We start from the raw sequence: 25718 nt of genomic DNA, 5'->3' as shown, positions 1-25718 counted from the left end.
TCCCATTGCAGAAGTTCAGCGTTTTGTTGACGATGTTTCCAAATCTTGTCAAAATATCGCCTATTTGAACAGCATAAAATTACTGCTTGATAAAGCCAATAGTTGATAAATTTAAAAGACGTTAAGGAAAAAAAGTTGAAAGCCATAGAAAGAATCGCCATTTTCGGAGCCGGAGCCATGGGCGCGGCATATGCACGTTTATTTACAGATAACTCAGATCTCCATGTTTGCTTTGCAGCTCGGGGGGATCGCTTTGCCCGCCTTGATGGGGCCACCATCAACGTTAACGGCAGGGATTACACAATTCCAGTGGTACATCCCGATCGGGTGGAGCGCTCCTTTGATCTGGTGCTGGTGGCTCTGAAACACCACCATCTGACGGAATCGGTGCTCAAAGATATCAACGCACTGACAGGGTCGGACACCCTGGTGCTGTCCGTGATGAACGGGCTTGAAAGTGAAAAACTGCTCGGTCAGGTCTGCGGCTATGAAAAGATTGTTCCTGCCATTGCCGTCGGTATTGATGCGGTGCATGAAAATAATCGTTTTACCTTTGCCAATCCAGGCAAAATTATATTTGGGAATGATCCGGATCTTTCCAATGCAGATGACACAGATCGGCTGGAACAGATAAAAAGTGCCCTGGATATGGGTGGTATTCCCAACGAAATTTCACCGGATATCCTTAGAACCATGTGGTGGAAATTTATGGTCAACGTCGGCGTCAACCAATCCTCTGCCGTGCTCGGTGCTCCCTATGGTGTTTTCCAGAATTTGCCCGAGGCCCGGGCGCTGATGGTCGCATTGATGCAGGAGGTGGTGGCCCTGGCCCGGCACAGGGGTATCAATCTTCAGCCCTCCGACATTGATCAGTGGGTGGACGTGCTCAATACCTTATCCCCGGATGGAAAAACATCCATGCTCCAGGATATGGAGGCCAAAAGAAAAACAGAAGTGGAAATTTTTGCGGGTGCTGTTGAGGTTATGGGCAAAGAAGACACAATTCCTACACCTGTGAACAGTACTTTTTTAAATTTGATCCGGGTGAAAGAAAAAATCACAATTGGCAAGCCGGAATATATGCAGCCTGTAGTTTAAGGTCTGTGCGCCTAAAAATTTGAAAAAAAGGCGGCGTTTAAATGCCGCCTTTGTATCAGGCATGGCCGGCAATAAGTTGTTGCTCTGCCATTGTACGGTTTATAAAGGCAGGGCGGTGTTCGGTAACCCTTGCGTAAAGCTGTTCATACTGTTTTTTAATGGGGGCTGATGTCGGGGTTTTGAAATAATGGCTGCCCGGAAGGATATCTGTTTGGTAAAATAGCCTGCCGGTCCTCGTGTTGGTTTTCTTTACCCCGCTGACGGACTGGACAAGGCGTGCCAGTTTTTTGCCGTACCTGGAAAACATCAGTACGGGTTTGTGGACAATAAGGTCCAACTGGTCTTGTCGAGCTGCCACTGAAACCTGATGGCCTTTTTCAGCCATAAGGCGACAGACCTTAGCAGACAGGGTAAATTCTTGGGGAGTCATCTCTTCTTTTTTATTTAATGCAGTATTGGAAATCAGTTCAATCAGATCGGTTTGCCCGGTGGTGGTGACATTCACAATGCCGTCGCAATCCATGGGTCTGCGGCTTTCAGCTGAACGCAGGTAAAGGGACCAGCGTAAAAACGCTTGGTCACTACACTCCAGGTGCTTTTTTCTGTCAACACCTTTTTTGTTGCCGGTTTCGCACTGTATTTTCCGGTTTCTAAAACCCTTTGGCGCTGTGACCAGTATGTGCAGCCCCAGTTCTGAAGGAATTAATTTACCTAAAAATCCGCTGACAATAACAGGTCCATGTTCGATTTTATCAGCCAGAACAGACTTTACCGCTGCGATGCATTTCGCTTTAGCCGGGGTATACCGATCTGCAAACGGCGGATCTTTAAAAATACTGCGTTCAATGCTGCGTTTTTCCAAATTGTATGTTTTAGCTGCCGCATCAATGATGTCCTGGTCGTACAATACCTTACAACCCAGTACGTCTGCTGCCTTTTGTGCCAGTTGTGCTTTACCTGTGTAGGATCTTCCAAAAAATGTGATGACACTCATGTCTGCCTCCTTTGCTAACGGCCCTTTTTTATTTAAATTCTATGAATTTTTAGTTAATGACTATGGCAACTATTGTGCCGGAGGCGTAAGTATATGTAATCGCTTTAATTTATTGGAATTATTTTGATGTGAATTGTTTGGTTTTGTTTTGATGGCGTGTTGCATTGTGCAACTATTTGTGTGATATGATGTGATTTGTCTTTAAATTCAGATATATTGCTCTGTGTTTCATATTTAAATACCGGATTGAATTTTGCAACATTCAGGTTAAAGGCGTTTGTGTTTTGACAGAAACATGTTAATATTCGATCCGAAATTGGATTCAGGCACCGGGACTTAAGGCCGCAAATCATAAATGCTTCGATTGCCCGGTAACATAAGACTCGATGATCAGTTTTTGTTAATTTGCCCAACTTCGGCGTTGGAAAAAATTTTTAATCCTTAAAATATGTTGTATATTAACCTCCGGTTAAAAATCATTTCCGCCTTGAATTTGAACAAATTACCTAAAAACTTGATGCTCGAGTAAGAAAAATCAAACTCAGGATACATCAGATGAAAAATAATAATCAAACGGCCCAGCTCGGCCATGGCACCTTTTTAGATTGTTGTAATCAGATTAGTTTTAAAATATTAAGATTCGTCCTGGTCTGGGGGATTCTTTTCTCTTTGACCACGATTCCCTCCGGCGCCCTGGCCCAAGACGCGGCTGACCTTGCAGACGGTTTGTATGCAAAAATGAATACCGATAAAGGGACCATCCTTCTCCAGCTTTTTTACAAACAGGCCCCGTTGACTGTGACCAATTTTGCCGGGCTCGCCCTGGGAAAAATGGATACAAATGTTAAAAAGGGCGAAAAGTTCTACGATGGACTGACATTTCACCGGGTGATCCCTGATTTTATGATCCAGGGCGGAGACCCGGAAGGCACGGGCCGGGGCGGTCCGGGATACCGGTTCCAGGACGAATTTAGCCCTGAATTAAAACATGACGCCCCCGGAATTTTGTCCATGGCCAATGCCGGCCCTGGTACCAACGGCAGTCAGTTTTTCATTACCTATAAAGCCACACCCTGGCTGGACGGCAAACATACGGTGTTCGGCAAGGTAGTCAAGGGCATGGCGGTGGTCAATGCCATTGAAAAAGAAGATAAAATTAAAACTGTTGAGATCATGGCAATCGGAGATGATGCTAAGGCTTTCAGACCCGACCAGGCCGGATTTGATGCCATTATTGCAAACAGCAGGGCCAATATTACAAACAGCCGAGCCAAATATATGGAAGCGTTTAAAAAACAAATGCATGAAAAATACCCTGATGCCGTGGAAACCGAATCCGGTTTGATGTATGTACCGGTGCAGGAAGGCACCGGCCCTGCCGTCACCTCCGGGGCCACAGTGCAGGTGCATTATACCGGGATGTTCACCAGCGGCAAAAAGTTTGATTCCTCCAGAGATCGGGGTAAACCCATTGAATTTGTATTAGGTCAGGGACAGGTGATTAAAGGCTGGGATATCGGGATTGAAGGCATGAAAAAAGGCGAGGCCCGGCAACTGTTGATTCCTTATCCTTTGGCATATGGAGAGCAAGGGTATCCTGGTGCGATTCCGCCCAAGTCCACCCTGATTTTCGACGTAGAACTGGTAGACTTTCAATAATCATTATTTAAGTACCGGCATGTTTTTCATTTGCCGTAATATGCGGGTTTGACGCAGCCGGACATGGGTGCCGGGGGAGACTGCGGACCATTTGTGGGGGCTTGGCAGGATGGCGGTCAAAAGGGCGGCCTGTCTATCCGTTAAGTTTTTGGCATCGCAGGAGAAATAGGCTTGGGCTGCGGCCTGGGCACCTACATTGGCCTTTCCCCAATCCACGGTATTCAGATACATTTCCAGAATTCTTTTTTTATCCCAGACCAGTTCAATCAGGACCGTGTACCAGGCTTCGGCAAGTTTCCTGGTCAAAGAGCGGCTTGAAGGCAGAAAAAGGGAGCGGGCTGTCTGCATGCTGATGGTGGATGCCCCCCTAAATCCTTTTCTGGTGATGATGTCCTTCAGAGCAAGTTTTATTTCCCTGAAATCAAATCCATGGTGGCTCATGAAGCGCTGGTCTTCGGAGGCCAGCACTGCCTGCTGCAGATACACAGATATCTGCTCTAAATTTTTCCATTTATAGGACCTGGGCTTGAACGGCATATTTTTGTGGGCTGCAATGGCCTTTTCATAGATCATGTTGACCGTGAAGGGCGGATTGACGTATCTGAAAATTATGACCTGGAAAAAGGTGGCCGCCATCACGGCAATAACCAGTCCGGTAATAATTTTTTTTATCCAGGTCATTAATCGTTTCTTCATTTTTTATTGGGTTACGTCCCGGTATTTCGGTTTTCAATTTTTAAGAAGATTGCCAAACCGCAAATCTGAGCTTATCTTTTCATGTAGTACTGAAAACTGCACGTGCAACCTTGATTTTAAACCTATGCCTAATATATGGAGGTTTTTATGGTAGCGATTGGCAGTATCCCCCAAAACCAGTGCGAAGAATATATCAATATGCATATTAATTTGCCAGACCTGGATTTCGCTGCGGCCAAACAGGCGGCCAAAGAAAGGGCACTTGAGCTTTGTTCACATCCCATGATTCTGTCGTGGAAAAACGGGATTACCGGGAAGACCTATCCGGATTATGAGTGCGGCGTCAGTGACCAACCTTTCTGGATTCGGTATGCAAGGGGCAGGGGCGCAAACCTCACCATTGATATTAATGACGGAGACTATTTGTTCATGGTGCTTAAAATTTGAGCATTTTAAGTACTACGTCAATTAACTTGCCACCTAATGCTGCATGTCCAGAGCCTTGCATATCAGGCCAAAGGACGCGTGTAATATTTAGGTGGCATCTATACCGTTAAAGGACACATAATGGATCTTACCCTGCTGGTGGACAATAATACGTTTATCGACCGGTATCTGACAGCCGAGCCAGGGTTGTCAATTCTGATTGAAGATGAAGATGTAACGGTTCTTTTTGACCTGGGTTATTCAAATCTGTTTTTAAAAAATGCCGAAAAACTGGGAAAGGATCTGTCTTGTCTGGATTTTCTGGTCCTTTCCCACAGCCACCTGGATCATACCTGGGGGCTGGGCCCTTTTATCCGTTACTTGACCGAACGGACCATTGAAGGCCTGGACGTAAAACATCCGAAACTTGTGGCGCATCCGGAAGTTTTTTCTTCCGTGCGTGTTGACGGGCTATCGGAGATCGGGTGTCTGGTGACAAAGGAAAAAGCCGGTCGGCACATGGAACTGGCCCTGACCAAAACCCCTGTCAACTTAAGCCCCCGCCTTGTTTTTTTAGGTGAAATCCCCAGGGAAAATACCTTTGAGGGCCAAACGCCCATCGGGATAAAGCAAACACCTGACGGACCTGTTCCGGATCTGATTTTGGACGATTCTGTCCTGGCCTATAAGTCGGACCAGGGGCTTGTCATTATTACGGGCTGTTCCCATGCAGGAATCTGCAACATCGTTTCCCATGCCCAACAGGTGTGTGGGGAAGAGCGGATCGTTGACATCATCGGTGGTTTTCATCTGCTCAATCCGCCGGCCTCCCAGATGGCAGGAACCCTGGATTATTTCAAGCAGATCACGCCCCTGGCGCTTCATGCCTGTCACTGCACGGATCTAAATTCAAAGGTTGCCCTGGCCGGGGTGGCGCCGTTGAAAGATGCCGGTGTCGGGCTATCCCTTCATTTTGATCCCATGCCTTGACTCTATAAATCTGACAAGATGAACCTGAAAAGATAAAATAGATGGCAGGCAGGCAGACAAATAAAGAACCCAAAGGAATCAGGGCAAATGTCAGATAAAAAAGTTTCCCTTTGGTTTCTTTTCCTGGTGTTTGTCAAAATTGGCTGCATTGCTTTTGGCGGCTTTACAGCCCTGATCGCCGTGGTGGAAAATGAAATGATTCGCAAACGCGGCCTTTTGTCCACTAAGGATATGCTCAACGGGGTTTCTTTAGCCATGCTGCTTCCCGGCCCCGTTGCTGTAAATACCGTCGGGTATGCAGGGTTCAGGCTCCGGGGTGGCTGGGGCGCTTTTTTAAGTGTCACAGGCGTGATCCTTCCTTCATTTTTTCTTTTAATAGGGCTATCCCACATTTATTTTACCTATGGTGCGATTCCGGTGGTCAGCAAGCTGTTTGCCGGTTTTATACCCGCCGTTACCGCCATTATCATCACTACGGCGTGGAACATGGGCAAAAAGGCCATAACCAATTGGTCCGGATTTTTTCTGGGCCTGTCTGCCGCAGTGATCCTTTTAGGTGTTGGCGGCTTTTACACCACCTTGATGATTATTGTGGGGGCAGGGCTTGCAGGCTTGATTTTATATACCGGGCAAAAACCGGATACCGCAATTGTGTCCCAGGATCGGTTTTTGGTCGTTTCAGGTATATCTAAATTCAGATTTTACCTGGGGCTGGGGATACTGGCTGTTTTTCTGATTCTTTTTTTTATCCCGGTTTCCGGCTTGGAAAATAATTCCCTGGCCAGGATCTTTGTGACTTTTTCTGGCATGAGCCTGATGCTCTTTGGCGGGGGATTTGTATTTATCCCGCTGATTCAAGAGATTGTGGTGGATGGTCTGCATTGGGTCAGCCTGCCGGAATTTACATCAGCCATTGCCATGGGTCAGGTCACCCCGGGCCCCATTCTGATCAGTGCCGCATTTATCGGGTATAAAATTAAAGGTCTCATCGGGGCCGCCCTTGCCACCTTTGCCATATTTTTTCCTTCGGCCCTGCTCATGATCACAGCCTCTCAGGTCCTGGACCGGATTAAGGGTTCAGGGACTATGCAGGCTGCTTTGACCGGAATCCGTGCAGCCTTGGTGGGCATGGTCTTTGCCGCTGCCGTGGTCATCGGCCGTGGCTGTGAATACCATTGGGCCACACCGGTCATCTTTTTTGCGGCCCTGGCCGCCTTGATGCGGTTCAAGGTTGATATCGCCTATATCATCCCCTGTGCCGGGCTTATTGGGGTGCTGCTTTATTAAGGCTTACGAGAATAGAAGCGGCTGACCGTAGGCTTAGCAGCAAACCACCAGCCTGAAAATTTCAAAATTTATTTGTGACTCCCTAAGTTATATTTTTCAATTCAAAGTTGCTGATTGGATATATAGCTCCTTCTATATAGGTCTTTACATTGTTTTTTGTAACTTTACTTGAAGTTTTTAAAATATTTTTTTCAACGTCATGGTAGGTTATGTAGCCACTCTCAATAAGATTGGAGATTATTTTTTTTTCAAAAAGCCGCTTTTTTATTTTCAATATATCGTTTTGATTATTCAAAATTGGAAAAACCGTTATTATCGAAATTTTTTTACTAAAAAATCGTTTTTCCGTGACTGCATGAATAGTGTCATGCCCTCTTAACAAGTTGGGCAAACCTTTATAACTATCCATGTTTTCAACACCCATCGAAAACACGATATAGCCAAAACCTTTGTCAGATTGAGACAAATCAAAGTTTTTTGTTTTTAGGATTCTAAACGTCAAAAAAATTTGTTTATGAATTTCATAAAAAAATTTGTCTCGGTCACTCTGTATGCTTAATGAAAATGCCAAATCTCTATGCAAAAAAAGAAATAAAGCGATTAAAAGCATACCAATCAAGGCTACTAATAAGTGAAATATAGTCCATAAAGTAGGATAGATATCGTTAGTTAACCAATTGTCAGGAAGAATTTTCTTTTGATATAATAAAGAAAATATTAAACAAATGAATATTAAACAAAGACCCGAGTATAACCTAAATTTATTGGATGGTTTTATGATTGTGTAGCGATCATAACAATTTTTTCGAATCAAAAATACAATAATAATAAAATCAGTAATAATTAAAGGATAAATTGAGGAATACATCACAAATTCATTTTTTGGAAACACGTCTAAAAGCTGTTTATTCAAAAATAAATGTGTGAGAAGTAACAATGCAGGATGTAGAAGAGGCAAACAAAGACTCAAAAATCTTATTTTTAGCGAATCTCTGTCCCGTAAAACGCCCCACCAACTTTCTAATAAGAACAACAACAAAAATAGATCCCATGATAATGATAAATAAAGAAACAAATAATAAGGAGACGAATGATATTTAAAACAATTTTCTATAAGATCTGTGACAATAGTTTTAAAAACCAATGCGTATAAGAAACCGTGAAAAATGACTATGTGATCTCTATATCTACGATCGCTTTTTCTATTATTCTCATTTTTAATTTTTTTTTCATTCATATTCTTATTCATAATGATACCTAAAATATGATTTTACTATAGCAAACGGGTACTTCGAGTATAAAGCCGATAATCAATTTCATTGGGGTAAAATTCGTTTATTTCGTATCATTGATCTGAATAGATGTCTATCAAAGAACCCCTAATTTTTAATGTTTTTTTGTTGCGTTGGATTCAATTTAATTAGAGTTTAATCGTTCGTGTGAAGAATCTCCACAATGGGCAGGTACCATTGTTCAATGTCTGTTGGGGGTCTCTGTGGTAACTCACTTTCATCGGCATTGCGGATGACCACACCTAACACCCGGGCATTGATGATGCCGGGCAGGCGGTGTTCCCATTTTTCAACGCCTTTCCGGGACAGGCTGCCCACACATTGACGGTCCGGGTTGAGGATGCGGATATAGGCACCGTCTCTTTCCAGAAATATACGGTCTCCTGTTCTAAGAGTGGCCAGGTGTTCGTGGATGGGGTGATCCCGGGAAAACCGTTGGGGAAAAGAGATGTAAAGATCTTCCATGCCAAGAATTGAGATGGTCACATTTTTTGAAAAGCCTGTTATTTCGGCATTTGGTGTTTGCTTGCAGTAGACAAAGGGGTGGCGGGCCAGAACGGCGGTGTGAGGGTTGCCTGAATTTTGAACGGCAAAAAGGGTCAGATGTTCCATGGCCCGGGTCATGCCCACGTAGTAAAGGCGGCGCTCCTCTTCGATGTCGCTATCTTTCCAGCCGTGGTCCAGGATAAACACGTGTTTAAACTCCATGCCCTTGATGCTGTGGACCGTTCCGGTGAAAACGCCGGTGCCGGTTTTTCGGGCCTGTTTCTCTTCAATCAGTGCGCTCAGGAAAAATTCCCTTGCCTGGACAACCGAAATCTCTGTGCCGCTGATGACAGAACAAAAATCATTTAAAATACCCCCGACCTGCGCCGTCCATGAAGACCTGTTTTTAAACAGATCCATCACCGCTTTTTTTAAGGCCTCTGGGGCCATGCTTTCATGTTTGTGTTCATTTAAAAAATACAAGGTTTCCTGGAATTCCCGGATTTTGAACAGCGGAAATCCAGGGCTGGATGTAAGACTGTAACTTATGGGAATGCCAAGCCTTGCCAGGGCCATGCGAAGCGCCACAAGGGCGGGAAATCCAATGCCCTGGCGGGAGATCACGGCAATGTCTTGGGGCGTTGTGCCTTCCTGGTCCAAAAGTTCTTTGATGCAGCCGGCTGTATATACGGCCTGGCTTTGGATATCCCGGCAGCAGACCATGGCCACCCGCTCTTTTTCCGGCGTCTTGTCATGGGCCATGGCCAGGTGTTTTCGTTTGTCATTGATCCGGCACCGTGACTGGGTTTTCATGCGCTGCCTGTTTCTGGCGATCAGGTCATTGGCTGTTTCAATCACCGGGTGGGGGCAGCGATAGTTTTCGGTGAGATAAGATTCGCGGGCCTTGTAATCTTCCTTGAACCGGTGGATGAATTTGACGTTGGCATCTCTGAATCCGTAAATGCTCTGGTCATCATCCCCCACAGCCATGATGGCGATTTTTGTATCGTCGTCGTCAGCCAGTCGGCCGGTGAGTGCCGTAATAAATTGGTACTGGCGTTCGTCTATGTCCTGGTATTCATCCACCAGAATATAACGGTACCGGGCCAGCAGGTACTGCCGGGTCTGGTCGGTGTCCACTCCGGAGATTTGTCTTTTGCCTTCAAGGATCTCAACGGCTTCGTCAATCACTGTGTTGAAATCAATTTCCCGGTTCTGATTTTGTCCACTGTGCGGGTCCAGCAGGCAGCGGCCCGTGATGCGCATGGCAAGACCGTGGAAGGTCATGGCCGTCACCTGGGCCGCTCGTTTTCCGGTCAAGGCTTTGATTCTGGCCCGAAGTTCGATCATGGTGCCGTGGTTGAAGCACAGGACAAGAATACTTTCCGGGTTGATTGATCGTGCCTTGATCAGCCAGGCACACCGGTGGACGATTGTTCGGGTTTTTCCCGAGCCAGGACCTGCCAGCACCAGCAGATTCCTGTTTTCCGGGGCGGCCACAATGGCTTCTTGTACCTTATTACCCAGGCTTTGGATAATATCTGCATAGGCTTTGGCCGTCATGGCCGTGGTGATGATTTTTTTCTGTCCGGGAAAATACCTGAGAATGAAATTATCGTGGGAGTGTTGAAAATAGTCCCGGACAAAGTCCAGGGCGGTGCGGATCTTTTCCATGCCGAATTCGGCATATTTTTCCATGACATGTACCTGGACATTTTTTTGATCATAGTGCTGGGACAAGGGTTCGTAATCTCCCCGGGTGTACTGCCGGGGCAGAGCCGCCTCTTCCATGGACAGGGTAAATGCCTGGCGGAATACCCCCAGACCGTTTTGAAGGGTGATCACTTTTGTATCGTGGAGAAACAGCAAGCTTTTTTCCACCAATCTGTTGCCGTTTCCCTTAAACCCGGATAGAAAAATGTCCTGGGTCATGGCCTGGATGATGTCCGAGATGAAAAATTGGCCCAGGATCTCTTTCCGGGCGGCTTTAAGTTCCGGTTCAAGATTTTTAATAATGGCGTCAATGCAAACCCGGGCACACCGGTGGCGCAGGTCCATGCGTTCCTTTAAAATCTGCCAGGGCACATTGACAAAGACCCGCTGCTGTTCCGCACCTTTTTTACCGGCGATCTTCAGACTTTTACCCCCGGACTCCCCCTGGTCGGCAGCCAGGATGTGCAGCAAAGTGGTGCAGATATCTGTGGTGGCGGTTTCAAAGCCCTTGTCCTTGAGACGCTGGGCCACTAGACGCAGGTTGATCAGGTCGGCTTTGTCTGCACTGGATTCCGGGGAGAGTTCTGCCATCAGGTCGGCCATGGTCTTTTCCATGCGGGAAAAAAAAATTAATAGATCCCCGGCGTTGTTTTTGCCCTTTGGCCGGATAAAGGCGGTCATCACCGCCCCTTCCCGGATCAATCCTGCATTGGCCATGTTGTTCAGCTCATTTATGATGGTGCCTGGGTCCAGGTATTTTTCCGGCAGGTTTTCAATGGGGCTTAATGCCTCGCACAGCATGTCCGCCGAGATCAGGGCGTTTTTGCTTTCATTAAAAAGGGTCTGTAAAAGCGTCATATATACCGACTGAACGGTTCTGGACAGATTGAGCGTTTTAAGTTTTTTTTCTGCCTCATCCAGGCTTTTCACCAAAGGCACCCCTTTGAAAAACAGGGTGCGGTTGAAATCGCGCCGGATAAAGCCCCGTCTCTCCAGCCAGGCCACGGCAATTCTGGCCCTTTGATCATCGCCGCCCATATGCTCATATCCTGCCAGGCGAAGGATCTCTGCCGGGGTGATTACGATTTCGGGATGTTTTTTGCCCCGGTCCTTTAATACCTTGAGAATTTTTTTGATATCCTGCAAAGAGAGTTTTGAATAGGCATTCAAGGAGAACTGGTTGTCAATGTCATCCTGTTCATAAAGCAGGATGCAGTCGGCAAGGTCCTGGTCCCGTCCGGCCCTGCCGGCTTCCTGGAGATAATTTTCAAGGGAGCCCGGGATATCGGCATGGATGACCAGCCGGATATCTTTTTTGTCGATGCCCATGCCAAAGGCGTTGGTGGCGCAGATCACAGGGATAGTACCTGATAAAAAATCATCTTGAATGTTGCGTTTGTCCGGTTCGGTTCGGCCTGCATGGAAGGCCTGGCAGACAATGCCGCGTTCATTGAGAAACTGGCTTAACGCTTCGGTGCCTTTCCGGGATGCGCAATAGACAATGGCGCTGCCCTTTGTTTCCGACAGATTATCGTGAAGGGTGCGGGCAATGACATCGTATTTTTCAGCGGCTGTGACAGGATAGACGTAAAAGTGAAGGTTTTCCCGGTCTACACCCCCTTCAAAGCTATCCAGGTCAAGGCCGAGTTTTTCATTAAAATGTTGGCGGATTTCTTCTTTAACATCTTTTTTGGCCGTGGCTGTGAAGGCTCCGATCACCGGCATTCGGCCTGTTTGTTTTTTCTGGTCGGCAATGAGGTCTGCCACGTTTAGGTAATCGGGCCTGAAGTCATGTCCCCATTTTGACAGGCAGTGGGCTTCGTCAAAAATCCAGCAGCCCACCTGGCGGGAGGCGATCAGCTCCACTACGCTTTTGTTTCGCAGTTGTTCAGGAGAGATGTACAAAAGCCCGATGTCGCCTAATCGCACCTTCTCCACCACAGCCCCCCGTTCGGGAAGGGTCAGGCTGCCGTTGATGGCGGCGGCTGCCTGGGTGCCGGTGGCATGATTGAGGTTGTCCACCTGGTCCTTCATTAGCGCCTTGAGCGGTGATATGACGATGGTGAGTGCCCCTGTGCGTTCGTACCGATGAAGTGCCGGAATCTGGTAGCAGATGGATTTGCCGCCGCCCGTGGGCAGTATGGCCAGGTGGTGGCGGCCGGACAGGGAGGCCGAAACGATTTCCCGCTGGAGCATCCGGCCGTCGGGCATGGCCCGGTAGGCTTTGAAACCAAAATGTTTTTTTAAAAGACGTTCCGGGTTGTTGTGTTGTGTGCAAAAGGAACAGGCGTCATTTCCGCAGGCCATCCGAAGTCTTAAAACCAGATCTGCGATACCGTCAAATTCGTGAAGTATCCAACCGGGAAGAACGGAGTTGCCTCCGGCCACCCGCAGCCAGGAAACCAGGTAGGCAAGTTCCGGTTTCCTGTGTGTGGCTTGGTTGATTTCTTCCCAGATTTCCCGGGCCGCCGTGGCACAGCCCCGGTCCCGGCACAAATTTAAAAACAGATCCCGGGCACGGCTTTCACCGGGTTTCTCGCCGCCAAGATTTTCAAAAAGTTGACTGATCCCCTGGAACGTTTCTGTTGGCAGATCAAAGGCCCAGGCAAAAAAGGCAATGAGCCCGGGTTCGCATTTTTTTAAAAGAAGAAAAGCTGCCAGTTGATCTTCAAACAGCACCGTGGAAAGCTTTGCATCAGCCACAGGATTGTTTTTTGATGCGCTCAAAAGTTTATATCCTTTGATGAGCCGGTGGTAGGGATTTTCCGGAAAGGCCAAAGGAGAGAGCACCAGGGTGTCAATGGGGATCAAAGACAGAATTCCGGCATCCGGGCAATGGGCTTTGGCCAGGGCCAGGTCATGCTTGATAATATTGTGCCCGAGGATATATTTTGCACCCTGTGCAAATCGGGAAAGCTGTTGGAGTGCCGGGGCTGGATTTGAAATGTTCTCTTCATTGAAAACCCGGTCGTTAAATACGGCGCCGATGTGAAACACCTCGCCATTGGGTGTGGCTTCGAAATCAATGATCAGGGATTTGCACAGGCAAGTCTTGAGGTCAAGGGGCCGGTCGGCAGGCAGATTCGTTGGTGCGTGTGTCGGTTTCCCGCCCGATTCCCGGTCACTATCCTGATTTTTATCCTGGGAGATCTCCATTATCGGAACAGTTTTGGGGTTAAAAACGCAGAGAGTTTCATTTTGCCTGGGCCGATACGGTTCCAGGCATCTGCGTCCGGTTCCAGCCGGGCATAGGCGCAGGTGGTCAGCTTTTTTCTGATTGTGTCTGTCATCATCCGGTTGCAAAAATCATGAAACGCCGGATTATGGCCCACAATAGGTGAAGTATTTTCATGGCTTAAATAAGTACTCCAATCCATTACGCTTTATTTCATACACCGTACGCAACTGCTCCCCTAATTTGCCCGGGGGAAACCCCTGTCTGCTGAACCACACCAGATAGGGTTCGGGCAGATCCACCAGACGACAGCCTTTGTATTTACCAAATGGCATTCGTGCCTTTGTCAGTGCCTCAAAGGCCTGTTTATCAGGTTTAAGAACGGTTCCCAAGATTTTCATGACCTCCTGTATCCTATGAAAATATGCTACAAAACAATACGATATGACGACGTAAGTCCGCAAGTCCCCTGAACGCAGATTCTTTCCTTGAATTCGGGCTAAAAATTGCGGATCACCATCTCTCTATCTGCGGGTAGATTGCCGTAAATTTTTTTTACTTCCAGTATGTTACATGCGTCGCTATTGTGATGAATCGTCATGGCGCTATTTGGGCCGATTATTCGGGTCCCGGCTTGTATATGCTTTGAGATCTGAACCCTGGGAACCCCAGTATCATGCTTTTTTAACTGCTCAATTTCCGTTTTGCTGTCAGTAATTTTAGCCTGGTCATCCAGGGCCTTTTGAATGCTTTCCTGATGGGCCTCTATTTGAGCCACCAGGTCATCCTGGGTATTGAACAACGCCCTAATGGTCTTTTCCGCCGTTTTCAGGCGGAAAACGGTCTCTTTGTATTCTTCTTTTAAATGCGCTTTTTTGTCTTTTGTAATATGCGGCACCTGACCCTGAAGTTTTGCTGCCTTTTTTTTCAGGTTTTCGCAGGAATAAGAATGGACCATAATTTTTTCATGTATGTTCAAATTTTTTTCTTCTAAGCATTTCTTTTTTTGGATCAGCGTTGTAATAAGGTCTTTTGTCTTATTTTCTTTTTTAAGCAGTTTGTTTTTAACTTCATTAAGGTAGTCGTTCCTGCCGGGTTTGAGTACGGATGGTGATGACTTTTCCGTACCTACCAGCCTTACAAACAACCCCATTTTTGCACAAATGGTAGACGCTATGATTCGGCCTTCCGTGTTCAGAAATTGCCCATTGATGGAAATTGAGGATTCCATTATCTCCCTGGTTACGGTCATATCGCCCAGGGCTTTTATTTTTGATTTATTTATAAATTGGGTCGTTACATTTCCTTGGGCCGTAACCTGTGCATTCGTAATGCCTTTTGAGACTTTCAGATGCCCGTTCGCAGATACTATGCCGCCGTTAATTTCACTAACAGTCAGATTGGCACAGGATACCTTGAATCCATCCTTGATAGTACCGTGAACAAATACATTGCCCTGAAAATCGATATGACCGGTTGCAAAATCCACGTCATTTTTAATGATAAGTTCTTGATAAACCGAAACAATTCCCCTGTTATCCAGACAGGGATCGCCTTCGTCGGTCGCGTATAATGCAAACCCGTCTTCGGAGAGCATTGTCCCGGTCCCCCCTTTTAACGTCACTTTTTCCAGTGGTTCGAGCTGGATATGTTCGCCTAATACATTATGGACAGCAGGACCCTTCTCCCAGAGAATTTTTTTTGCAAGAAGTTCTCCTTTTTTCACAAAGGGGAGATCCCCCCGGTCTTTAAAATCTATGGTGCCGTCCTCTTTAAAAATTCCTGGACACCGGTCATGGGTATTGATAAAATATTCAATTTTACCGTCTGTTTCCGGCTGGGTGAAAGGCGTTTCTGCCACGACCCATTTTTGTCCGGCTCCCGGATGCCTCCTTAACTGCTCTGCTATTTTTTCATCCTCTATTACACCGCATATCACGCCTCTTTTTTCCAGCAAAGTCTTAACCAGCATTGTGTTGATCTCTTTGGGCAATGGCTCCTTATTTTTGATCCATGCCGTGGTGCCATTGGAGGAAACGATCAGTTCAATGGGAATCTCATCCTCGGTCAGATTCGCCTTTTCTGATGGTTTTTCAGGGTCACGCATCACTTCTGTTCCGGCAGCATCTTCAAACATTTTTTTCCAGGTGTGACGGTCGATCATATTTCTTTCTAAAAGAAGATCCCTTACGGGAATGCATTCTCCATTCCTTTCAAACCGCATCATCTGTTCTAACAGACAGATTTCCAAGGCGACGGGTGAAATCAGCTTTTGATCAATCAGTTTTTGGGAACTGGCTTTATCCAGAATTCTTGTCTGGATAAATCGCCTTTTTACCATAAGGCGGCTTATATCCAGCCGAGAGATCGTTCCTGATGCAGCGAGTATCTCTTCAGGCTCCCTGTAGGAAGGTGGCGCGCCATTCTTCGGTGCCATTTGTGCCTGCAATTTCAAAATTTGTTCCATCTCAATCAATCCCTCTTTTTGGGCCAATTCCCAAATATCCGGAACTGTTGTGTACGATTCGATGTCAACTCCGTCACCAAAAGACGGATGGATGTTTGTCAGTAACGGTATAGCATTTTGGAGTGCGATTCCTATGACTTTATCAATCAGATCGTAGTCGGGGGGGGATGCCATGCCGCTTTCTTTCTCTGTCGTGCCTGGATGACCGCCGCCTGTGGGAAAAGACAGGTTGTGTTTTTGGGCCATACTGCCAAGGATGGTGTCTATTTCCTGGTTGAGGATTTCAAATGCCCGGATAAGGATGGATTGATTCTGAATTTGTTTATCGCAAAAAACATGGTCCAGCCCAGGCAATGTTTTTTCCATGCCTTCAGTTTTTTTTAATTCGTTCAGCACCTTTTTGATGGATGCCAGTTGGTTCCTTTTAGCCGCTTCCTGCTTTTTAAATGCTTTTTTTTCCCGGGTTTTTTGTCTGGCCAGTTGGTAAAGTTGTGTATTTTGATTTTTGATAATGACATGAATCCGTTTTTTTTCATGGATGCTGTGATATATTTCAATCTCAGTGGTCAGCGTCGTCAATAAATCAGATTCGTCCCATGGTTTGGTAATGTACTTGTGAATCCCCCCCTGGTTAATGGCATCCATGGCGACATCAAAATCATGATGGCCGGTCATTAGTATCCGTCTCGAGTCAGGGGAAAGGTCCATGACTTTATTAAAAAATGCGTATCCACTGATGCTCGGCATGTGCTGATCTGACAGAATTACGGAAAATGGTTTCTCCGTATTCTGGATGATGGTTAATCCCTGTTCAGCATTTAACGCCGTATTTACGGTGGTGAACCCATGGCGATTTAACAGCCTGCGCAATGCTTTTGTAATATTGTGTTCATCATCCACCAGCAGAATTCCGGAGTTCAGCATGTCTTGGCTTATGGGTTCCATCAGTTTTTTCCCGGCATTGTCAAACCGTTTCGAATCGCAATGTCCTGAAACTGGATGTATACTTCTTCCCGAACCTGGGCGGCAAACCCGGCAAAATTATCCTGGGTCAGTAACTTTTTATCTTCCATGGATTGTTCAATGCGGTCCAGTACCTTTTTGTCTTTTAAATCAGCGAGTTTTAACACATCCATTCTATGGGTCAACTCAGCGATTTCTGCGTCCAACCCATCCATGACTTGTTCAAATTTCTGCGTTTCCTGTTTCAACTCTTTATATAGTTCAAACAGTTTTAGGTTCTGGGTTTTGGCCTGTTCAAACAGGCGTTTGGCCTCAACGTCGGCCTCAAATTGTGCCACCGCATCTAAAACCGCCCGGATGAACGTCTCCTTGTCCAGGGGCTTTGGAATGAAGCGGTTGATTGCCCCATTATTTATGGCCCGAATTATTGCCGATAGATCCGTATACCCCGACATCATGAATCTTGCGGTGTCCGGTGAGATTAGGGCAGCTTTTTCAAGAAGGGCATCCCCTGTCATTTCCGGCATCTTCTGGTCACTGATTATCAGGGAATAGGGGGTTGCGGCCTGACGCATTTTCAGCAACGCCTGTTCACCGTCAGCTGCATACTCAGTTGTGATGTTTTTCGGTTCTAAGAGCCTTTGGATAATCGTGGCGATAGGTTTTTCATCATCCACGATCAGAACTGGATAGGTATGTGTTTCACTCAATGGATCACCCGTCAAATTTAAAGTTTTCGGCCATTGTTTTAAGGCAGGCATCCACAACGTCCGGATCGTAGAATTTGCCTCTGTTTTTTTTGATCTCCGCCAATGCCTTGTCCATACCAAGTCCCGGCCGGTAGGGCCTGTGAGAAAACATGGCCTCAACCACATCCGCCACCATTAATATCCTTGCTTCGGGTAAAATATCATCTCCTGCAAGCCCCAAAGGATAACCAGAGCCGTCCATGCGTTCATGGTGCTGATGAACGATCCGGGCCACAGGTGTGGGGAAATTTATGTTTTTAAGAATATCGTAACCCACCTGGGGGTGGGTTTTTATTAAACGGAATTCGATGTCCGACAGCATGCTGGGTTTTGACAGGATTTCGGCCGGGATGGCAATTTTTCCTAAATCATGTAGAATCCCGGCCATGCGGATACTGGAGATTTGTGTTTTCCCAAGTCCCATGGATCTGGCGATTTCAATGGCAAGCTGTGCCACCCGTTTCTGATGGCCGGCCGTATACGGGTCTCTTGCATCCACCGTTAAAGACAAACTGTTTATGACCCCGTCTACAATTTCATTCATCCGCTCCAGGCTTTTTTTGAGTTCCTGATTGGTTTCACGTTCCTTGATCACCCGATTAAGTCGGATCTGAAATTCTTTCGTGCTGAACGGTTTTTGAATAAAATCCTTGGCGCCTTTTGTAACGGCATTTTCGTAGGACAGGTCTTTGAAGTATCCGGTCATCATAATAACATCTGCCGAGTAGTTTTCTTTTATCTGTTTTGTCAGCTCAATGCCGTCCATTTTAGGCATGGCGATATCAGTTATCACCACATCCACCACTGTTTCTTCCATCACTGTGATCGCCTCAAGTCCGTTTGAAGCGATAAGACAGTCATACCCTTCCTGTCGAACCAGCCGTTGTATCAGCTTCAGGATACTTTTTTCATCATCCACCACCAGGACACTTATTTTTTTTCCTGATGTGATTTCGTTCTCTGTCATGGTGCTACCCCTTTGTGTTTTGTTGCGGGGAAGATTTTTTCAACTGGCCGGCCGGTATATATTGGATGATGCAAAGGTTTGAGCCTTTCGCAACACTTCAGGATGCAACCTTTATCGTTAAGAAAAAAAAGTAAATTACAAAGAGTTACGATGTTTAAGAGTTTACACTAACCAAGAGAATCTTTCAAATTTATTATAATAGATATATGGGTGTAATTGCACATTTAGGGTAAATCCGTCATAGGATTTCATCAAATGTCAATACACCCAAGGTTTTACGCCGAAATTCCACTTCCCATTTTAAAGCACCTACAGATCCAATAATTCTGGAAGTTCAAATTCAATCGGATTTTTTAAATTTTCCTCAGAAAAATCATATTCTCCCTGCAAGTTGATGTGTTGCCAGGTAATCACAGAACCATTTTTGATTGTTTTGGTCATGGTGTCCTTTTTTGCATCAGAGCTGGCGTCATTTATTTTTTTGGATAAATACATATAATTCCAACAGATAATCGCATTTTCGATAAGCCGTTTGCATCCGTCCGCAATCAGCTGTTCTTCTTTGGTGGATAGTTGAAATTCCTGATTATTGCCGTGGAAGACTGCTTTTCCAAACTTGTTGGAACTTTCCAGTTTGTTCAACATTTTTTCAATCATTTGTCGCAACTCCACATCGTCGATATATCTGAGCAGAAAAAGGGTTTTAATGATCCGCCCAAACTGTTTCAAAGCCCTGTAAAGCGGATGCTGCTTGGAGTAGGAACTCAGTCGTCTGAAAAGCTGCGAAGCGGAAGTCTCTTTCAGCTTGATGGTGGCGATAAATCGTAAAATCTGATCCCACTGTTCAGCAATGATTTTGAGATCAATTGTTCCCTTCGGCAATACATGATAGCCAAGATCCTTCAAAATTGATGGGCTTTCAAAGCTGTACAACTGCTGTTTTTTAAAACTCTTGATCCGGGGGGCAAAGGAAATTCCCAACAGGTGGGTCACCCCAAATATCATCTCGCTGTACCCATGAGTGTCGGTGGAATGGATATCGCTTTGCACCACATCATTGTGCATAAATCCGTCAATCACATATGCAGCCTCTCTTTCCGCCGAATTTATTACAGTGGAATAAAATAGCCGGTGGCACTCATCAATAAAGCTGTATACGCTGACTCCCTTGCCTTTGCCGAAGTACTTGTAGGAATAGCTGGCATTCAAGGAATCAACGCCAATACTGAATTTTTGTCCGTAACTGCTGGTATGGGTGATAGCCTGATTCCGTTTGAATAATTTAGGGAGCTGTAACCGATCCAGTAAGCTCAGAATCTTGTCATTGGCACGAATGATGTTTTCATGATTGAAATACCAACTGGTTGTATTTTCCAATTCAGATGGGTTGATATTGCGGGAAATTTGAGAGGTTTTGGTTATCCCCAAATTGCACCCATAGCCAGTAATACCAGCAAAGAAGACCTTATTATCGGGTTTCTCTCGACCGTGTTTCTGCTGCCAATATTCAAAACAGTCGGTAAACTGAGAAATCTTATTAACCGTAGAAAGCACCTCAAGCAAAGGGATGACACGATTTTTAGGAAAAAAATCAGAAACAATTTCGGAGGTTATATCTTTTTCCAGTTTTGGAGTTTTTATCTTTAATGAACCGTCTTTCTGAATCGTTGCATATTCGTTTTTTCCATTGATAATATTCTGATTGGTTTCTCGGAATTGTTCTTGTAGGGCCTTTTTTAGTTTGTCTTCCAACGCCGCAAAATCTTGAACCCCTTCGAGACCTGCCTTTTCCAACAAATATTGTTTGTTAGCCTCCCAAACATCTTGAGAAATCAAGTAATCATCAAAAGCTCTATATTTGTAGGAAAATTTGAGGTTCAATGCACCAGACCGAATACCGTTCGCAATCTCTGAAAACAGCAAAACTTTATACAGAGAGACTCTGAATTTCCCATCGGAGGAGATCAAAACCTTTTGTTCTTTGACGTCTAAGAAATCCACGGGAGGATCTTTCCCCACGTTCCCGTCTTTTTTCTTGTAATACTCAATGGCTTGCAATAAAGTTTTATTTGAAGTTTGCTCATCGAATTGAATATGCTTGACGATTTCGGAGGCTCTGTTTTGCAGTTTTAGGGATTTACTCTCCAGCAGATCATAAAAATCAATATTTTTGGTAATCTGTTTTGCCTCCGCACCAAGCTGGTTTACTTGATTTTGAATTTCAACGGAGTCCTGCTCAAATTTTTCAGAAAACAACGCCTGTAGACTCTCAACCTTCTCATCAGCGGATAAATTTTTATCATGCAGGATTGTTTGGGCTTGCTCAATGGCGGTTAGATGACTGGTCACTCTCTGGGAAAAGACATGTAGTTTTTGATGCCTTTCCTTTCGCTGATTGTAAAAAATCTCTTTGTGATTTCTATCGGTTGTATTTATGGTGCTTTGGACGGATTGTAGTAAGGCATCAATCAAAACGTCATTCAATCTGTAATATTGGTAGCTCACAAAAGATATCAATAAAAGATATCTTCGGCTTTCTCTCCGACTCATTTGAAAGCCCCTCGATTTAATCACCACTTGAGCATAGTATTGGATCAACTCTGACGACAAATTGAGGGTGCTGATTATCGGTTCAAGTTCTTTGAAGAGACCTTCAAGGTACTGTAAATACTTGATATTGGATTTTATTTTTGAAGGCTTGGTGGATTGATGGCTTTTTTTGAGAAGGGTGACTTTATACCGCTTGATTTTCGAGTCTTGCTTGTCTCCGTCGATGTACTCTTCCCCGAATTCAAGCAAATCATCGAGGAGACATTTTTCTTCCGTGGATAGGTGCTTATCAATATCCTCAATGAGAGTTTTTTCAAAATTTCTAAGGGCATCGGTAATGATTTCGGAAAATGTGTGATAGTTGGGGATTTCCATTTTTTGAGATTTTAGGAAATCCACCAAAGACATAAACATGAGACGGGGTTTCATTTGTCTATAACATAATTTTTGAGCTTCTTTTTGTAAAAATTTTCTGCCAGAATTATCATATTTTCGAAATCCTGTATTGGCAAGAATAAGCTCTTGGTGCCTGAGAAAGCTTCTCGTTGTATAACTATCGAAATCAAGCTCATTGAGCTGACAACCCAAGCATTTGGCTATAAATTCAATATCTTTTTGGTGAAATTTCCGGGCTACAAAAAATTTATTGGATGCTTTGAAATAGCCAAACTGCAAGGCAAAGCCAACCTGATTGGTTGGAGTTTTAAAACTGTTAACCAATTCCTCTGCCCAATTGGGTAAATAGAAAAATCGCTTTCTCTCCTCACCGCTAAATTGTGGAGGAAAATCAAATTCTTTAATATCATTCTGATTTAGAATTTTAAGATGAGTTGCCATATTACCTCCTTAAGATGATTAATAAAACGTCCGTTTGTAATGGTTTATTTTTGTCTGTATAAATATACTTTTACTTTATATAATTTTTATATAAAATAATTCTAAAAATATATTTAATATAACATCAAGGATAATAATATGATTTTTGCATATATTCGAGTCAGCACAGATCAGCAGACTGTGAAAAATCAAAAATATGAAATTTTGAGATTTGCGGACTCAAAAAAAATCCACATCAAGGAATGGATTGAGGAAACCGTCAGTGCTACGAAAAAATATCAAGATCGTAAATTGGGAGAACTTCTACGAAATCTCAAAGAAGACGATATTCTGATTGTCAGTGAATTATCTCGTTTGGGTAGAAATTTGATGGAGGTGATGAGCATCTTGCATGACTGTATGGAGCGTGACATCAAGGTCTATGCAGTCAAAGAAGGATATGAGCTGGGGAATAATATCAATTCCAAGGTGTTGGCATTTGCTTTTGGATTATCTGCTGAAATAGAGAGAACTTTGATTTCTCAGCGAACCAAGGAAGCACTGGCTCGCAAAAAAAGTGAAGGTAAAAAGCTGGGAAGGCCCAAAGGAAGCCTCTCTAAGGAAACAAAGCTTACCGGTAAAGAGGAAGAAATAAAAGAACTGCTCAGGAAGAAAGTTTCCGTCAGTGCGATTGGAAGAATTTTAGGGGTGCACCGGTTGACGGTAGACAACTTCATTAAAAGTAGAAAACTCAAAGATGAGACATGAAGAACTAAGTTTGATTCGCAAAACCACATGACGAATTTCCCCTAAATATTCAATTGCACGCATTCTTCTGCTCATTGAGGGACATGATGCACTCCAAATTGTTTTACCCCAACGTTACAAAATGTTTATGTCAAATTTGCCTGAACTCTTGTTACACTTTTTGAATCTTACCAATTGTTAAATAATGTGCGCAAAATGTCAATTCTTGTTGAAAACCAAAATTTAGGTGGGAAAGGAAAAGTATACCAGCAAAAGGGGTAAGGAATTTTTTAATTTTTTATATGGCGGTGGTATATATTTTGCTGTATTCTCAGATAGACGTTTCCGACAAAGGTAACCCGTGGGTAACCACGGCACACAAAGCTTATGGGTCCGTCACTGGCGGATAGCCGAGTTGCCGAAGAAACAAGTCTTCCCTCCATTATGGATGCTTGTTTCCTGGCAAGTAATCAATGGAGGTCCAAAATGAAAAAAACATTAAAAATTAATTTACACACAATAATGACCATTGCCGTCATAATGGTAATGGTTCTGGCTGGATCTGGTTTTGTCCAGGCAGGCAGCAGTAAAAAATTTATGCCAGGAGAATTACTGATTCAGGTAAAATCGGGCGCTACAAAAGGTGATGTGAATAAACTTCTCAACTCGCATGGTGCTGCCACGGCCGGAGAGATAGAAAAAATAAAAGTACGTCGGATCAAGGTGCCTGAGCATGCTCTTGAACAGGTGAAAAAGGCGCTATCAAAGAATCCGAACATCCAGTTTGTAGAAGAAAATTTTATTGCTGAAGCAGGGTATGTGCCCAATGATGACCAATACCCTTCCCAGTGGCACCTGCCGCAAATTTCAGCTCCCAGCGGATGGGATCTGACTACGGGCTCCCAAAGCGTTCCCATCGCCATCATTGATTCCGGTGTTGATCCCACCCATCCCGATCTTGCGGGTAATCTTATTGCCGGGTATAACTTTCTTGATAACAATACAGATACTCAGGATGTTCTCGGACACGGCACGGCTGTCGCCGGATCTGCCGCAGCCATGACCGATAACACTACCGGCGTTGCCGGCGTGGCATGGAACAGCCCGATCATGCCCCTGGTGGTTTTAGACGCCAATGATTATGCCACGTATTATGACATCGCCCAAGCCATTAATTATGCTGCTGACCAGGGCGTCAGGGTCATAAACATCAGTATTGGTGGGTCAAGCTACTCCTCCACCCTGCAGAATGCAGTGAATTACGCCTGGAACAAGGGTGCGGTTATCCTTGCCTGTGCCCATAACTATTCAACTGACACACCATACTATCCTGCAGCCTGTGCCAATGTGGTAGCGGTATCCGCTACTACTTCATCCGACACTCTGGCAAGTTTTTCAAATTACGGGGACTGGATCGACATAGCCGCGCCAGGCTCATACATTTTGACAACTACCCGCGGTGGTGGGTATGGAAACTGGAACGGGACATCCTTTTCATCCCCCATCACCGCCGGTGTAGTGGCCCTGATTCTTTCAGCCAACCCGTCGTTAACCAATGTCCAGGTTGTGGATATCCTCACCCAGAGTGCTGTCGATCTTGGCACCACAGGGTTTGATAACTATTTCGGTTACGGCAGAATAAACGCCCTTCAGAGCATCCAGACTGCATTGGCTGCTGTTCCTGACGAGGATACCATTGATCCTTCTGTGGCCATCACATCACCCCAGAATGACACAACCGTCAACGGCAGCTTGACTGTAAGCGTTTCAGCGGCGGACGAGGGGGGTGTGGACCGGGTTGAACTATACGTTGACGGTGAACTTTTATCCTCTGATACCACTTCGCCCTACACATTTGCCTGGGACACTTATGGCTATGCAAACGGCGACCATGAACTGATGGCCGTGGCCTATGACAGCGCAGGAAATGACGGCTGGTCCAGTGTTATTGCAGTGACTGTGGCAAATGAGAGCGCTGATGATACAACGGCACCCGTTGTTTCGATTACACCCATTCAAGGCGGTGCGCTGGTCAGTGGCGGCATCACTGTGGATGTCTCTGCCACGGATGAGGGCGGCGTCGCTCTGGTAGAACTCTATCTTGACGGTGAGCTTCTTGATGAAGACATCACGTCTCCCTATGCATTTTTCTGGAACACCACAGCTTATGCCGATGGTACTTACGAATTAGTGGCCGTGGCCTATGATACAGCCGGGAATCGAGGACAGTCCGGCGTAATCAGTGTGAGCGTGGACAACGTAATCTTTCAAGATACTGAGGCGCCTGCTGTCACCATTACTTCACCTGGTGACGGTGCATCCATTGGCAACCGAGTAACAGTTCAGGCATCGGCTTCAGATGACAGCGGCATCAACCGGATGGAACTTTTTATAGACGGAGAACTCAAAGCGGTAAAATATAAAAGCGAATTGAGTTGGAACTGGAATACCCGGAAGCTGTCAAAAGGCGCTTACACGCTTTCAGTGAAAGCATTTGATACAGCGGGCAATGAAGGGGCAGATACCATAACGGTCTATAAATAGCTATTAAGTGGTAGTCCTGATTTTGGGCTGCCGCGCAACGAAAAGAGAAAGGGTTTAAATCGGACAAAGATCCTTTCGAAAAAACAAACGGAATAAAAA

General features: G+C 45.2%; 17 protein-coding genes and 1 riboswitch. Of the genes, 7 read left to right on the top strand and 10 right to left on the bottom strand.

Translation table 11 applies throughout. The features are described from left to right. Positions 1-135 precede the first annotated feature (135 nt). Positions 136-1098 (top strand): ketopantoate reductase family protein, encoded by a 963-nt coding sequence (locus EYB58_RS01480; protein WP_111954658.1) that lies wholly within the window; start codon positions 136-138, stop codon positions 1096-1098. Between the two features lie 55 nt (positions 1099-1153). On the opposite strand, the gene EYB58_RS01475 is transcribed toward EYB58_RS01480, so the two are convergent. Continuing rightward, positions 1154-2092: a cytidylate kinase family protein gene (locus tag EYB58_RS01475; protein WP_111954656.1), complete on the bottom strand. Its 939-nt coding sequence runs from the start codon at positions 2090-2092 to the stop codon at positions 1154-1156. Positions 2093-2647: 555 nt separating this feature from the next. Here EYB58_RS01475 and EYB58_RS24350 point away from each other — a divergent pair. Then, complete coding sequence (locus EYB58_RS24350; RefSeq protein WP_111954654.1) at positions 2648-3751, top strand: peptidylprolyl isomerase; 1104 nt, start codon at positions 2648-2650, stop codon at positions 3749-3751. 3 nt (positions 3752-3754) lie between these two features. On the opposite strand, the gene mtgA is transcribed toward EYB58_RS24350, so the two are convergent. Then, entirely contained in the window at positions 3755-4447 is a 693-nt protein-coding gene (gene mtgA, locus EYB58_RS01465) for a monofunctional biosynthetic peptidoglycan transglycosylase (RefSeq protein ID WP_242637513.1), read from the bottom strand. A gap of 147 nt (positions 4448-4594) precedes the next feature. On the opposite strand from mtgA, the gene EYB58_RS01460 reads away from it, so the two are divergent. The 3 genes from EYB58_RS01460 (at position 4595) to chrA (ending at position 7150) form a co-directional block, all read left to right on the top strand. Then, positions 4595-4894 carry an AF1514 family protein gene (locus EYB58_RS01460; protein ID WP_111954650.1) on the top strand — a complete coding sequence of 100 codons (300 nt, stop codon included), beginning with the start codon at positions 4595-4597 and terminating at the stop codon, positions 4892-4894. A gap of 120 nt (positions 4895-5014) precedes the next feature. Further along, complete coding sequence (locus tag EYB58_RS01455; RefSeq protein WP_111954648.1) at positions 5015-5863, top strand: MBL fold metallo-hydrolase; 849 nt, start codon at positions 5015-5017, stop codon at positions 5861-5863. Between the two features lie 87 nt (positions 5864-5950). Next, the gene (gene chrA / locus EYB58_RS01450; protein WP_111954646.1) at positions 5951-7150 is read left to right on the top strand and encodes a chromate efflux transporter; all 1200 of its coding nucleotides are present in this window, start codon (positions 5951-5953) and stop codon (positions 7148-7150) included. 82 nt (positions 7151-7232) lie between these two features. Here the strand turns inward: chrA and EYB58_RS01445 are convergent, their stop codons facing one another. The 8 genes from EYB58_RS01445 to EYB58_RS01410 all read right to left on the bottom strand — a co-directional run bounded on the left by EYB58_RS01445 (position 7233) and on the right by EYB58_RS01410 (position 22349). Continuing rightward, the gene (locus tag EYB58_RS01445; protein ID WP_111954644.1) at positions 7233-8399 is read right to left on the bottom strand and encodes a hypothetical protein; all 1167 of its coding nucleotides are present in this window, start codon (positions 8397-8399) and stop codon (positions 7233-7235) included. Between the two features lie 178 nt (positions 8400-8577). After that, positions 8578-13797, bottom strand: coding sequence for a RecQ family ATP-dependent DNA helicase (locus tag EYB58_RS01440; RefSeq protein ID WP_111954642.1), 5220 nt, complete (start codon positions 13795-13797; stop codon positions 8578-8580). Beyond that, positions 13797-13934 (bottom strand): hypothetical protein, encoded by a 138-nt coding sequence (locus EYB58_RS01435; RefSeq protein WP_207309115.1) that lies wholly within the window; start codon positions 13932-13934, stop codon positions 13797-13799. The genes EYB58_RS01440 and EYB58_RS01435 overlap by 1 nt, the downstream gene beginning before the upstream one ends. 55 nt (positions 13935-13989) lie before the next feature. Next, the gene (locus EYB58_RS01430; protein WP_211317995.1) at positions 13990-14217 is read right to left on the bottom strand and encodes a DUF3820 family protein; all 228 of its coding nucleotides are present in this window, start codon (positions 14215-14217) and stop codon (positions 13990-13992) included. A 98-nt stretch (positions 14218-14315) separates the two neighbouring features. After that, on the bottom strand, positions 14316-17228 hold the full coding sequence (locus tag EYB58_RS01425) for a FapA family protein (RefSeq protein ID WP_111954640.1): 2913 nt from the start codon (positions 17226-17228) through the stop codon (positions 14316-14318). Next, on the bottom strand, positions 17228-17956 hold the full coding sequence (locus tag EYB58_RS01420; RefSeq protein ID WP_163354310.1) for a response regulator: 729 nt from the start codon (positions 17954-17956) through the stop codon (positions 17228-17230). The genes EYB58_RS01425 and EYB58_RS01420 overlap by 1 nt, the downstream gene beginning before the upstream one ends. Positions 17957-17960: 4 nt before the next feature. Then, on the bottom strand, positions 17961-18962 hold the full coding sequence (locus tag EYB58_RS01415; protein WP_111954636.1) for a response regulator: 1002 nt from the start codon (positions 18960-18962) through the stop codon (positions 17961-17963). A gap of 309 nt (positions 18963-19271) precedes the next feature. After that, complete coding sequence (locus EYB58_RS01410; RefSeq protein ID WP_111954634.1) at positions 19272-22349, bottom strand: Tn3 family transposase; 3078 nt, start codon at positions 22347-22349, stop codon at positions 19272-19274. A gap of 138 nt (positions 22350-22487) precedes the next feature. Between EYB58_RS01410 and EYB58_RS01405 the strand changes: the two genes are divergently transcribed. Both EYB58_RS01405 and EYB58_RS01400 read left to right on the top strand, forming a co-directional pair. Next, positions 22488-23096, top strand: coding sequence for a master DNA invertase Mpi family serine-type recombinase (locus EYB58_RS01405; protein WP_111954632.1), 609 nt, complete (start codon positions 22488-22490; stop codon positions 23094-23096). 322 nt (positions 23097-23418) lie between these two features. Then, a riboswitch (cyclic di-GMP riboswitch) is annotated at positions 23419-23498 on the top strand. 63 nt (positions 23499-23561) lie between these two features. Beyond that, entirely contained in the window at positions 23562-25619 is a 2058-nt protein-coding gene (locus EYB58_RS01400) for an Ig-like domain-containing protein (RefSeq protein ID WP_111954630.1), read from the top strand. Positions 25620-25718 lie beyond the last annotated feature (99 nt).

Origin of the sequence: Desulfobacter hydrogenophilus, from assembly GCF_004319545.1 — a bacterium.
Taxonomy (GTDB): domain Bacteria; phylum Desulfobacterota; class Desulfobacteria; order Desulfobacterales; family Desulfobacteraceae; genus Desulfobacter; species Desulfobacter hydrogenophilus.
Note: the sequence above shows the minus strand (reverse complement) of the source record. Positions and strands in the feature narration are given on the sequence as shown.

Coding starts and splice junctions, on each gene's coding strand:
- chrA (WP_111954646.1), top strand. CDS start 5,951: ATGTCAGATAAAAAAGTTTCCCTTTGGTTTCTTTTCCTGGTGTTTGTC.
- EYB58_RS01475 (WP_111954656.1), bottom strand. CDS start 2,092: ATGAGTGTCATCACATTTTTTGGAAGATCCTACACAGGTAAAGCACAA.
- EYB58_RS24350 (WP_111954654.1), top strand. CDS start 2,648: ATGAAAAATAATAATCAAACGGCCCAGCTCGGCCATGGCACCTTTTTA.
- EYB58_RS01435 (WP_207309115.1), bottom strand. CDS start 13,934: ATGATGACAGACACAATCAGAAAAAAGCTGACCACCTGCGCCTATGCC.
- EYB58_RS01445 (WP_111954644.1), bottom strand. CDS start 8,399: ATGAATAAGAATATGAATGAAAAAAAAATTAAAAATGAGAATAATAGA.
- EYB58_RS01425 (WP_111954640.1), bottom strand. CDS start 17,228: ATGGAACCCATAAGCCAAGACATGCTGAACTCCGGAATTCTGCTGGTG.
- mtgA (WP_242637513.1), bottom strand. CDS start 4,447: ATGAAGAAACGATTAATGACCTGGATAAAAAAAATTATTACCGGACTG.
- EYB58_RS01455 (WP_111954648.1), top strand. CDS start 5,015: ATGGATCTTACCCTGCTGGTGGACAATAATACGTTTATCGACCGGTAT.
- EYB58_RS01410 (WP_111954634.1), bottom strand. CDS start 22,349: ATGGCAACTCATCTTAAAATTCTAAATCAGAATGATATTAAAGAATTT.
- EYB58_RS01460 (WP_111954650.1), top strand. CDS start 4,595: ATGGTAGCGATTGGCAGTATCCCCCAAAACCAGTGCGAAGAATATATC.
- EYB58_RS01405 (WP_111954632.1), top strand. CDS start 22,488: ATGATTTTTGCATATATTCGAGTCAGCACAGATCAGCAGACTGTGAAA.
- EYB58_RS01400 (WP_111954630.1), top strand. CDS start 23,562: ATGAAAAAAACATTAAAAATTAATTTACACACAATAATGACCATTGCC.
- EYB58_RS01430 (WP_211317995.1), bottom strand. CDS start 14,217: ATGAAAATCTTGGGAACCGTTCTTAAACCTGATAAACAGGCCTTTGAG.
- EYB58_RS01440 (WP_111954642.1), bottom strand. CDS start 13,797: ATGGAGATCTCCCAGGATAAAAATCAGGATAGTGACCGGGAATCGGGC.
- EYB58_RS01415 (WP_111954636.1), bottom strand. CDS start 18,962: ATGACAGAGAACGAAATCACATCAGGAAAAAAAATAAGTGTCCTGGTG.